The organism is Kitasatospora purpeofusca (assembly GCF_042691725.1).
In the GTDB taxonomy this organism is placed as follows: domain Bacteria; phylum Actinomycetota; class Actinomycetes; order Streptomycetales; family Streptomycetaceae; genus Kitasatospora; species Kitasatospora purpeofusca_B.
Window position 1 is genome coordinate 4780089 of sequence record NZ_CP170483.1, and the last position, 11285, is coordinate 4791373.

Genomic DNA, 11285 nt, shown 5'->3' on the forward strand with positions numbered 1-11285 from the left:
CCGTCCGCTCCGCTTGCCGTTTCCTGCCGCGCTGCGAACAAGACAGATCGTAGCCCATGTGGGGCCCCCAGGTCGAACCGGCTCCTGAGGGCCCCCGGCGCAGCTCAGAGCGTGGCCCTGGCCGCCTCCATCGCCTTGGCGATCCGCTTCTCCGAGACCGGTGACGGCGTGCCCAGCGACTGGGCGAAGAAGCTGACCCGCAGCTCCTCGATCATCCAGCGGACCGCCCGCACCTCCGGGGAGGGCTGCCGTCCGGCCGGCACGGCCGCCAGCAGCTCCCCGTAGGCCCGCTGGACCTGCTGCACCTTCAGCAGCTGCTGGGCGTCCCGCTGCGGGTGGTTGGGCAGCGCCTCCAGCCGGCGGTCCACCGCCAGCAGGTAGCGCTTGAGGTCCGGCAGCCGCTGCCAGCCGGTCGCGGTGACGAAGCCCGGGTGCACCAGCGAGGCCAGGTGCAGCCGGATGTCGTTCACCGCGCTCAGCAGCACCGGGCTGCTCACCGACTTCAGCCGGGTCGACGCCTTGTGGAAGGCGATCAGCGCGGTGGCCGTCTTCAGCGTGGTGTCCGCCGAGAGGTCGTACAGATCGGCCCGGACCTTGTCGCGCAGCGCGGCGAAGGCGGGCTCGTCCCAGGCCGGACCGCCGGCCAGCGTCATCAGCCGGTCCGCGGCGCAGGCCACCACGTCCTCGAACAGGGCCGGGATCGAGCCGTGCGGGTTGTAGGACAGCGCGAGCTTGGCCTGGTTGCCCAGCCGGCCCTGGATCGACTTGGCGGGCGAGGTGGTGGAGAGCATCAGCAGCCGCCGGGTGCCCTCCCACATCGCCCTCTCCTGCGCCTGCGGGGTGTCGAACAGCCGGATGCCGACCGTCTCCCCCTCGTCCACCAGCGCCGGGTAGGCGCGCAGCGCGTGGCCGCGGGAGCGCTGCTCGAAGGTGCGCTGGAGCACCGGCAGGTCCTCCGGCCAGGCGGTCAGCCCGGAGCGCTCGATGCCCCGGCCGGAGGCGGCCGAGGAGAGCGTCTCCTTCAGCTTCGGGTTGAGCCGCTGCCGCAGCTCCTCCAGGTCCTTGGACTCGGCGAGCTTCTTGCGGCCGTCCACGACCCGGAAGGTCACCTTGAGGTGCTCCGGGACCCGTTCCTCGTCCCAGGCCTCCGGAGGCACGGTGACCGCCGTCAGCCGCTTCAGGGCGTGCTCCAGGGCCGGGAGCAGCGGCTCCTGGCGCTCCTGGTGGTCCCTCAGCCCGCGCAGCGCGGCACGGGCGAAGTCCGGGGCGGGCACGAAGTTGCGCCGCACCGCCTTCGGCAGCGCCTTGATCCAGGCGGTGACCAGCTCCTCGCGCAGGCCCGGGATCTGCCAGTCGAAGCCCTCCGCGGTGACCTGGTTGAGCACCGGCAGCGGGATGTGCACGGTCACGCCGTCCGCGTCGCTGCCCGGCTCGAACTGGTAGGTGAGCTGGAAGCGGAGCGCGCCCTGCTGCCAGTGGTCGGGGTAGTCGGCCTCGGTGACGCCGTCGGCGGCGTCGTTGATCAGCATCGACTTCTCGAAGTTGAGCAGGTCGGGCTGGTCCCGGCGGGCCTGCTTCCACCAGGAGTCGAAGTGCCGGGTCGAGACGATGTCGTCGGGCAGCCGGCCGTCGTAGAACTCGAACAGGGTCTGGTCGTCGACCAGGATGTCCCGGCGGCGGGCCCGGTTCTCCAGCTCCTCGACCTCGCTGAGCAGCTTGCGGTTCTCGGCGAAGAAGCGGTGGTGGGTCTCCCAGTCGCCCTCGACCAGGGCGTTGCGGATGAACAGCTCGCGGCAGAGCTCCTGGTCGATCCGGCCGTAGTTGACCTTCCGCTGGGCGACCACCGGCACCCCGTAGAGGGTGACCTTCTCGTACGCCAGGACGGCCCCGGCCTTCTTCTCCCAGTGCGGCTCGCTGTAGCTGCGCTTCACCAGGTGGCCGGCCAGCGGCTCGACCCACTCGGGCTCGATCTTCGCGTTGATCCGGGCCCAGAGCCGGGAGGTCTCCACCAGTTCGGCGGACATCACCCAGCGCGGCGGCTTCTTGAACAGGCCCGAGCCGGGGAAGACCGCGAACCGGGCGCCGCGCGCGCCGCCGTACTCGCGCTTCTCCACGTCGTACAGGCCGAGGTGGGAGAGCAGGCCGGCCAGCAGCGACTGGTGGATCCGGTCGGCGTCCGGCTCGGCGTCGTCGTGCGCCTCCTCGATGGTGACGCCGAGCTGCTTGGCGACCGTGCGCAGCTGGGAGTAGATGTCCTGCCACTCCCGTATCCGCAGGTAGTTGAGGAACTCGGCCTTGCACATCCGGCGGAACGCGGAGGAGGAGAGCTCGCGCTGCTGCTCCCGCACGTAGCGCCACATCGACAGGAAGGAGAGGAAGTCGGAGGTCTCCGAGGTGAACCGGCGGTGCCGCTCGTCGGCGGCCTGGCGCTTCTCGGCGGGGCGCTCGCGCGGGTCCTGGATGGAGAGCGCGGCGGCGATCACCATGACGTCGCGCACGCAGCCGTTCTTGTCCGCCTCCAGGACCATCCGGGCCATCCGCGGGTCCACCGGGAGCTGGGCCAGCTTGCGGCCGAGCGGGGTGAGCCGCTTGCGGACGTCCTTCTCCTCCGGGTCCAGCGCGCCCAGCTCGTGCAGGAGGCTGACGCCGTCCTTGATGTTCCGGGAGTCCGGCGGGTCCAGGAACGGGAAGGCGGCGATGTCGCCGAGGCCGGCGGCGGTCATCTGGAGGATGACCGAGGCCAGGTTGGTGCGCAGGATCTCGGCGTCGGTGAACTCGGGGCGGGAGAGGAAGTCCTCCTCCGAGTAGAGCCGGACGCAGATGCCGTCCGAGGTGCGGCCGCAGCGGCCCTTGCGCTGGTTGGCGCTGGCCTGGCTGATCGCCTCGATCGGCAGCCGCTGGACCTTGGTGCGGTGGCTGTAGCGGGAGATCCGGGCGGTGCCGGGGTCGATCACGTACTTGATGCCGGGGACGGTGAGGCTGGTCTCGGCGACGTTGGTGGCCAGCACGATCCGGCGGGAGTTCGAGCGCTGGAAGACCTTGTGCTGCTCGGCGGAGCTCAGCCGGGCGTAGAGCGGCAGGACCTCGGTGCTCCTGAGCTTCAGCTTGGTGAGCGCGTCGGCGGTGTCCCGGATCTCGCGCTCGCCGGAGAGGAAGACCAGGATGTCGCCCGGGCCCTCGGCCTGGAGCTCCTCGGCGGCCTCGCAGATCGCCTGGATCTGGTCGCGGTCGCGGTCCGCCTCGTCGGCGTCGCCGTCCTCGTCGTTCTCGTCGACGATCGGGCGGTAGCGGACCTCGACCGGGTAGGTGCGGCCGGAGACCTCGACGATCGGGGCGTCCTCGAAGTGCCGGGAGAACCGCTCCGGGTCGATGGTCGCCGAGGTGATGATCACCTTGAGGTCGGGGCGGCGGGGCAGCAGCTGCTTGAGGTAGCCGAGCAGGAAGTCGATGTTGAGGCTGCGCTCGTGCGCCTCGTCGATGATCAGGGTGTCGTACTGGCGCAGCTCGCGGTCGGTCTGGATCTCCGCGAGCAGGATGCCGTCGGTCATCAGCTTGATCAGGGTGTCCGGGCCGACCTGGTCGGTGAACCGGACCTTCCAGCCGACCGCCTCGCCGAGCGGGCTGCGCAGTTCCTCGGCGACCCGCTCGGCCACCGTGCGGGCGGCGATCCGGCGGGGCTGGGTGTGGCCGACCAGGCCGCGCACGCCGCGGCCCAGCTCCAGGCAGATCTTCGGGATCTGGGTGGTCTTGCCGGAGCCGGTCTCGCCCGCCACGATCACCACCTGGTGGTCGCGGACGGCTTCGAGGATCTCGTCCTTCTTCTGGCTGACCGGCAGCTCGGCGGGGTAGCCGATGGCGGGCACGGCGGCGCGGCGGCGCTCGACCAGCAGCTCGGCCGCGGCGACGTCGGCGGCGATCTCGGCGGCGACCTTCGCGCGGGCCTCGGGCTTGCGGACCCGGCGCGCGCCGTCCAGCCGGCGGCCGATCCGCACCTGGTCGCGCAGGGTCAGCTCGGGCAGGCGCGCGGCCAGCTCGCCGATGCCGGGCCCGTCGCTCCGGGCGGACTCGGCGGCGGACGGGACTGCGGGAGAACTCACGGCGGGCATCCCTCTAGGTTCGCAAGGAGATGCGGTGGAGCGCACCTCGGTTTTCGAGCGTCTCCAGTGTCACAGGGGACGCCCGTCCGCTGCCAACGGCGGCCCGGGGCGACGTCGGCACCGACCGGAACGGCGCCGTCGCGGTGCGTGAGGGAGCGGCGGCCCACCCCGCTGCCACGTGTGGAGAACGGCCGTCGGGAGGGCGGTGCCGGGCCGGGATCCCGGGGGCCGCGCGCCCCGGGATCCCGCTCTCAGGCCCGCAGCGCCCGGTCCACCAGGGCGCCGGCCGCGCCGGTGTACCCGGCCGGGGCGCACAGCGCGGTGAGCTCCTCGGGGGTGAAGTGCCCGGCCAGCTCGGCCTGTTCGCCGAGCACCTCGGCCAGCGTCCGGCCCTCCCGCTCGGCGGTCAGCGAGACGTCGGTGAGGAGCTGCTTGGCCACCGCCTTGCCGAGCTTGGGCGCCAGCCGGGCGGCGATCCGCTCGGAGACCAGCTGCCCGCCGGTGAGTTCCAGGTTGGCCCGCATCCGCTCCGGGCGGACCAGCAGGCCCTCGGCCAGCTCCACCGAGGTGTGCGCGGCGCCGCCGGCCAGCCGCAGGCACTCGCGCAGCAGCAGCCACTCGGCGTGCCAGGCGCCGCCGGAGCGCTCGTCCTCGGTGACCAGGCACTGGGTCAGCCCGGCGGCGAGCACCGGCACCTGGAGCGCGGCGCTGCGCAGCAGGGTGGAGAGCACCGGGTTGCGCTTGTGCGGCATCGCCGAGGAGGCGCCGCGCCCGGCGACGGCCGGTTCGACCAGCTCGCCGACCTCGGTGCGGGTCAGCGACTGCACGTCCACCGCGATCTTGCCGAGCGCCCCGGCGGTGAAGGCCAGCGCGGCGGCCAGGTCGGCCATCGGGGTGCGCAGCGCGTGCCAGGGCAGCGCCGGGCGGGCCAGGCCGGTCTCCGCCGCGAAGGCGTCCACCAGCCGGTCCAGATAGCCGCCGGCGTCGGCGTCCGGATCCGGGCCGTCCAGCCGGGCGTACTCCAGGTAGCCGGCCAGGGTGCCGGCGGCGCCGCCGAGGGCGACCGGCAGCCCGTCGGCCAGGACGGCGGCGAGCCGGCGGTCGGCGTCCAGCACCAGCTGCCGCCAGCCGGCCGCCTTGAGGCCGAAGGTGGTGGGCACCGCCTGGAGGGCCAGGGTGCGGCCGGCCAGCACGGTGTCCCGGTGCTCGGCGGCCAGGGCGGCGAGCGCGCGGGCGGTGCGTTCCAGGTCGGCGCGGATCAGCCGCAGGGCCCGGGCGGCGACCAGCATCGCGCCGGTGTCCAGGATGTCCTGGCTGGTCGAGCCGCGGTGCACGTACTCGGCGGCGGCCGGGTCCTCGGCGGCCACCACCCGGGCCAGCGCCTGGACCAGGCCGACGACCGGGTTGGCGGTCTCCCGGGAGGCCAGCGCGAGGGCGCGGGCGTCGAAGTGCTCGGCGCGGGCGGCCCGGGTGATCGCGGCGGCCGCGGCGGGGGGCACCGTGCCGAGCCCGGCCTGGGCACGGGCCAGCGCGGCCTCGGCGTCCAGCATGGCCTGGAGCCAGGCGCGGTCGGCCACGGCCGCCTCGACCGGGGTGCCGGCCCGCACCGGGGAGAGCAGCCCGGAGTCGGTGTCCGCCCCGGCCGGGGCCTGCTGCTGGTCGGTCATACGACGACGCCTCTCGGTTCGGTCTCGTCGGTCTCGTCGGTCTCGTCGGTCTCGCGCGGGGTGAACGTCCCGGCGGCTGCGTCGGTGCCGTCGGTGCCGTCGGTGCGGTCGGGTCCGTCGGCGCCGGTGCGCGGCGGGACGGGTGCGGCGGGCCACTCGGGAGCCGGGGAGAGCGCCAGCACCGCGCGGGCGATGGCGTCGGAGTCGCCCAGCGTCACCGAGTCGACGCCGGGGCGGATCCCGGCCGCGGTCACCCAGTGCACCCACTCGGTGGGGATCCCGTACGCGAAGCGGCGCGGGTGGGCCCGGCCGCGCGCGTCCAGCAGCCGGTAGGGCCGCTCGGTGACGGCGAGGCCGCCGGTCTGGTAGCCGCCGTGCTCGCCGGGGATCCGGTAGGCGGCGCACTGCTCGGTGTCCAGCAGGTGGCGCAGCAGCGGGTCGTCGGTGCGGCGCAGGTCGGGCTCGGGCAGCCGGGCCTCGACCAGCACCGAGGCCCGGACCGGCGGGCCGGGGACGGCGCTGGAGTGTGCGGTGAACGCCGGGTCGACCGGGTCGATCCGGATCTCGGTGCCGGGGCCGAGGAGTTCCAGCACCCCGGCCTCGATCAGGGCGATCAGCTGCTCGATCCGCTCGGTCGGCGGGCCGATGGACAGGAACGCGTTCAGCGGGGTGTACCAGCCGTCCAGGTCGTCCCGGTAGGAGGCGCCCTCGATGCCGCCGTGGTCGACCGCCAGCCGGATCTCGTTGCGCAGGTCGCGCAGCACGTCCAGGGCGGCCTTCAGCGGGCCGCTGAGGTTGCCGGCCCGGGCGTCGGCGACGTCCTGGCGCAGGTGGTCGAGCAGCCAGCCGCGGAAGTCCGCGCGGTCGGTGAACCCCCGTCCGGCGTACGGGCGGGAGAGCCGGTCCCAGCTCCACCGCTCGGCCGGCGGGAGGTCGTACGCGTCGAGCACCGCGGCCGGGTCGCCGGCGGTCAGGAAGCGGTCGGTGAAGTCCGCGCGCTCGGCGCCGCGGGCCTTGGCGGTGAGCAGCGCGCCGTAGTAGACGGCCTCCACCTCGCGGGAGACCAGCGGCCAGAGGTCGGTGGCGAAGCGCACCGGCTCGCCCCGGCGGACGCGCTCGCGCAGCGCGGCGACCACCTCGGTGGTGAGCAGTCGCGGCAGGTGGCGCCCGTAGGCGCCCTTCTCGTTCTCGCCGCGCGCGTGGTACGGGATGCCGCGCCGGGAGGTGGCGTAGAGCTTGGGCTCGGTGCCGGAGGGGCGGTAGACCAGGGCGCCGTCCACCCGCGCGAAGTGGCCGCCGCGGCCGAGCGTGAACAGCGCCATGTGGTCGAAGAAGTTGAGGCCCAGGCCGCGCAGCAGGACGCTCTGGCCGGGTCTGGTGGTGACGTGGACGTCGGCGGGGTTGGCCGGGCTGACGTAGTCGAGGTGGTGGATCCGGGCCAGGCTGGCGGTGCGCGCCTCGCGCGGGGTGAGCCGGGTGGGGACGTGGCCCTGGGCGAGGACGATGGCGTCCAGCCGGTTCAGTCGGGTGCCGTCCTCCAGCCGGACGCCCTGCGGGCCGCCCGGGAAGCCGTGCGCGTCGGCCATCGCGACCGCGCGGGAGCGGTGCACCCGGACGGTCACGGTGGGCGGGGCGGCGGCGACCACGGCCCGGAAGGCGTCCCGCAGGTACTGCCCGTAGAAGGCGCGGGTCGGGTAGGTGTTCGGGCCGAGGTCGGCGGCCTCGGCCAGCGTCTGGTCGTCGTGGCGGGCCGGATGGTCGGGAGAACTGCCCTCGCGGGCAAGGGACGTGGCCCATTCGTACAGGCTGGGGCCGGGTTCGACCGGCCCCTCGATCCGTACGCTGTCGTCGGTGTACACGGTGATCTGCGAGGCCACCGTGTTCATCAGGAGGTGGCGGGACTGGTCGGTGCGCCAGACCCGGCCCGCGCCGGGGGGCGCCGGGTCCACCACGTGCACGGTGACGGAGGCCCCGGCGGGCCCGGTTCGTTCGTTGGCGCAGAGCCGTTCCAGTACCGAGAGGCCGCGCGGACCTGCGCCGATGACACAGATCTGGAGATGACGATCGATCATGCCCACGGATGGTTATCGTAGTTGTGATGATCTGATGATGAAAAGCTCTTGACCCCGTGCATCCCGGCAACCCGCTCGTGCGGCTCCTCCTCAAAGGGCCCGCGGACCTGACGGATCAGCGGCCGGCTACTTCAGCTCCAGGCCGAAGTGCAGGGCGGTGACCGCCATCCGGTGCGCGTGGTAGAAGCGGTGCGCGCCGTGGTTGGCCGTCCCCGAGTCCAGCTCGATCCGTACGCAGCCGGCCGCCCGGGCGCGCTCCCGGAGCACCGCGAAGAGCCGCCCGCCGACCCCCGCCGAGCGGGCCGCCGGCGCGGTCACCAGGTCCTCGACGAAGGACAGCCGCCCCCGGCTGGTGGCCAGCACCCGGTGGGTGGCCACCGCCAGGCAGCGCCCGCGGTCGTCGTACGCGGCCGTGAAGACCAGCCCCTGGGCGTGCGCCTCGGCGGCGAAGGCGGCGAAGCCGTCCGCCCCGAGCGTCGGGCGCAGCGCCCGGATCAGCGGGGCGACGTCCCGGTGCAGCGCGGGTGAGTCCGGTCCGATGTCGACGACGGTCAGTTCCATGTCCCGTTCCCCCCGCGGGTCGTGGCCGCCCGGGTGTCCGGGCACTCCCCGGGAGGCTACTGCCCGGCGCCGTACACCGCGAGGAACGCCGTGACGCCGTTGCCCACGATGTCGGCGATCCGCTCGCCCGGCATCGGGAGGGCGCCGTAGAAGGTGGGCTGGGCGACGGCGAGGAAGGTCAGCAGGTTGAGCATCCGGGCGGCCTCCGCCGGGTCCGGCACCACCAGCAGCCCGCGCTCGGCGACGTCGGCCATCCAGTGCGTCAGCACCCGGTGGGTCTCCCGCGGGCCGGCCTCCTGCCAGGCCTCCAGGAGCGCCGGGCGGATGTGCAGCGCCTCGGCCTCGATGGTGCGCACCAGCGCCCAGTGCTCGGCGAAGGTGGTGAGCGAGTCGACCCGCTCCAGGCCGAAGTCGACGAGGTCGGTGCGCAGGTCGACGATCTTGCGCAGGTGGCGGTCGGCGATCCTGGCCTGGGTGGCGGCCACCGCGGTGGCGCCCTCCAGGACCACCGACTGGAACAGCTGCTCCTTGTCGGCGAAGTGGTTGTAGATGGTCCGCTTGGAGACGCCGGCCTCGGCGGCGATGACGTCCACGCTGGTGCGGGTGAAGCCCTCGCGGCCGAACACCGTGCGCGCGGCGCGGGTGATCGCCACCCGCTTCTCCGGCATGCCGCGCCGGTCGCCGCCCGGGCCGGTGGCCGGGGTCGGCGGGTCGGCCGGGGTCGGCGGGTCGGTCGGGGTCGCCGGGTCGGCCGCGGCCTGCGGGGTGGTCCGGTCGGTCACGGGGAACCCTCCTTGCGGTGCACTACATCGTGTAGTTTACGTCACACTTGATGTGAAGCGGACTTGAAGTCCTAGGCTCGAAGGACGTCCGGAGGCCCCAGGAGGGAAGCGTTCCATGGCCGTTCAGCTGAACCACACGATCGTTCCGGCGCGGGACGACGAGGAGACCGCCCGCTTCCTCACCGAGATCCTGGGCCTCGCCGCCCCGGTGCGCAGCGAGCCCTTCCTGGTCGTCCGGCTCTCCAACGACGTCGCCCTGGACGTGATGCGGATCGGCGGACCGGTTCCCACCGGGCACTACGCCTTCCTCGTCGACGACGAGGAGTTCGACGCCATCCTCGGCCGGATCCGGGAGCGCGGACTCACCTACTGGGCCGACCCGTTCCACCGCCACGCCGGTCGGGTCAACGACTGGTTCGGCGGCCGCGGCGCCTACTTCGAGGACCCGAGCGGCCACAACCTGGAGATCATGACCCGGGCCTCCGGCGACAGCCGCTGACCGGAGCCGACCCCGCCTCCTGCGTCCCCGGCGCCCTGACCTGCGGCTCTGCCCGTTCGGCCGGTCCTTGCGGGCCGGCCGTCGGCGTTCCCGGCAACGGTTCGGGGCCGGTTCGGGCTCTGGTGGGGCGAGGAGGCACTCATGGGAGCCAAGAAGGCCGAGCGGGACGCGGAGTTCAACGCGTTCGTGACCGGCGCCTGGCCACGGCTGATCCGCACGGCGTTCCTGCTGACCGGGGACCGCTACCTGGCGGAGGACGTGGTGCAGACCGCACTGGAACGGACCTACGCCGCCTGGGGGAGGGTCGTCCGGGCCGACGAGCCGTACGCCTACGTGCGCCGGATCGTGGTCAACGAGCACGCCCGCCGCTTCCGGCGCCGGGTGCCGGAGCAGCTGGTCACCGCCGTGCCGGAGCGGTCCGGCCCGGACGGCTTCGAGCGGCTGGACGACCGGGCCGCCCTGCTGGAGGCGCTCGGCACGCTGCCGTCCGGGCAGCGCCAGGCGGTGGTGCTGCGGTACTGGGAGGACCTGAGCGAGTCCCAGGCCGCCGCCGCCATGGGCTGCTCGGTGGGCACGGTCAAGAGCCAGGCGTCGAAGGGCATCGCCAGGCTCCGCGAGCTCTCCTCACTCACCACCAGGACGAGCATCGGAGGTGCGGCATGAACCGCGACGGGACGCCCGTGGACACGGCGGTCGAGGGCGGGGAGGAGGTGGCCCGGGCGCTGTCCGGGCTGGCCCGGACGATGGAACCCGGCCCGGCGCCGTACCCGGCGGTGCTGGCCGGCGGCCGGCGGCGGGTGGTCCGGCGGCGGGCGTCCCTGGGCGGCGCGCTGGCGCTGGCCCTGGTCGCCGCGGTCGGCGGCGTCGCGGCGGTGAACGGCGGGCCGGGCGGACCGGCCGGCAGCGCGGCGGTCGCGGTCTCCACCGCCGACCTCCCGGCCCTCCTGGTCCCGGGCGCCGCCCCGGCCGCGCAGGGCCCCCGCGACCCGCTCGTCCCGACCCGGATCCAGGTGCTCGCGGGCACCGTGGACGGCAAGCCCTGGAGCGTCCGGGCGGCCCTGTGGCCGGCCCCGGGCAAGGAGCGGATCCACGAGCAGGCCCGGAGGATCTGGGAGGAGGACGCCGCCGCCGGCTACCCCTGGCCCGCGCCGACCGAGGACTACGTCAACCGGTACGGCACCCCGGACGCGGACCACGTGGTCTTCTACTACGTCCTGGACGGCAAGCGCCTGGCGACTCCCGCGGAGGCCCTCGTCGCACCGCCGGGCGCCCCGGTGGGCCTGGCCTTCAACGCGCCCGACGACCGGTTCGCCAAGGTCTGGCTGGGCCGCCAGGCCAAGAACGGCGAGGCGGACCCGCTGTTCCACGTCCCGAAGGCCCAGGCCGGGCTGATCCGCCCGGACGTCGCCCGCGCCGAGATCCGCTGGACCGACGGCGTCACCGCCGAGCCGGCCATCCTCGCCCTCGGCGACTCCGAGGCCCGCTGGATCGCCGTCGCCAAGCGCGGCATCCCGGCCGAACTGCGCCTCTACGCGGCCGACGGCTCGCTGATCGCCGCCGACAGGAAGTGGCTGGACAGCTGACGGGACGCCGCGGCCGCGGTCCCG

Annotated in this window: 8 protein-coding genes; 3 read left to right on the forward strand and 5 right to left on the reverse strand. The window is 74.1% G+C overall.

Features of this window, described 5'->3' with window-relative positions:
- Window positions 1-104: 104 nt before the first annotated feature.
- From hrpA to ACFCLZ_RS20260, 5 genes are all read right to left on the reverse strand, one after another.
- The gene (gene hrpA, locus ACFCLZ_RS20240; protein WP_380277934.1) at window positions 105-4106 is read right to left on the reverse strand and encodes an ATP-dependent RNA helicase HrpA; all 4002 of its coding nucleotides are present in this window, start codon (window positions 4104-4106) and stop codon (window positions 105-107) included.
- Window positions 4107-4348: 242 nt separating this feature from the next.
- A complete protein-coding gene (locus ACFCLZ_RS20245) occupies window positions 4349-5764 on the reverse strand; it encodes a lyase family protein (RefSeq protein ID WP_380277936.1) in 1416 nt (471 codons plus the stop codon).
- On the reverse strand, window positions 5761-7836 hold the full coding sequence (locus tag ACFCLZ_RS20250) for an FAD/NAD(P)-binding protein (protein ID WP_380277938.1): 2076 nt from the start codon (window positions 7834-7836) through the stop codon (window positions 5761-5763). The genes ACFCLZ_RS20245 and ACFCLZ_RS20250 overlap by 4 nt, the downstream gene beginning before the upstream one ends.
- A 126-nt stretch (window positions 7837-7962) precedes the next feature.
- On the reverse strand, window positions 7963-8397 hold the full coding sequence (locus tag ACFCLZ_RS20255) for a GNAT family N-acetyltransferase (RefSeq protein ID WP_380277940.1): 435 nt from the start codon (window positions 8395-8397) through the stop codon (window positions 7963-7965).
- Between the two features lie 56 nt (window positions 8398-8453).
- Window positions 8454-9179 (reverse strand): TetR/AcrR family transcriptional regulator, encoded by a 726-nt coding sequence (locus tag ACFCLZ_RS20260; RefSeq protein WP_380277942.1) that lies wholly within the window; start codon window positions 9177-9179, stop codon window positions 8454-8456.
- A 115-nt stretch (window positions 9180-9294) separates the two neighbouring features.
- Between ACFCLZ_RS20260 and ACFCLZ_RS20265 the strand changes: the two genes are divergently transcribed.
- The 3 genes from ACFCLZ_RS20265 to ACFCLZ_RS20275 all read left to right on the forward strand — a co-directional run bounded on the left by ACFCLZ_RS20265 (window position 9295) and on the right by ACFCLZ_RS20275 (window position 11261).
- On the forward strand, window positions 9295-9678 hold the full coding sequence (locus tag ACFCLZ_RS20265; RefSeq protein ID WP_380277944.1) for a VOC family protein: 384 nt from the start codon (window positions 9295-9297) through the stop codon (window positions 9676-9678).
- A 141-nt stretch (window positions 9679-9819) separates the two neighbouring features.
- Window positions 9820-10341 (forward strand): SigE family RNA polymerase sigma factor, encoded by a 522-nt coding sequence (locus ACFCLZ_RS20270; RefSeq protein WP_380277946.1) that lies wholly within the window; start codon window positions 9820-9822, stop codon window positions 10339-10341.
- On the forward strand, window positions 10338-11261 hold the full coding sequence (locus tag ACFCLZ_RS20275) for a hypothetical protein (protein ID WP_380277949.1): 924 nt from the start codon (window positions 10338-10340) through the stop codon (window positions 11259-11261). Before ACFCLZ_RS20270 ends, ACFCLZ_RS20275 begins: the two co-directional genes overlap by 4 nt.
- The last annotated feature ends 24 nt before the right edge of the window (window positions 11262-11285 follow it).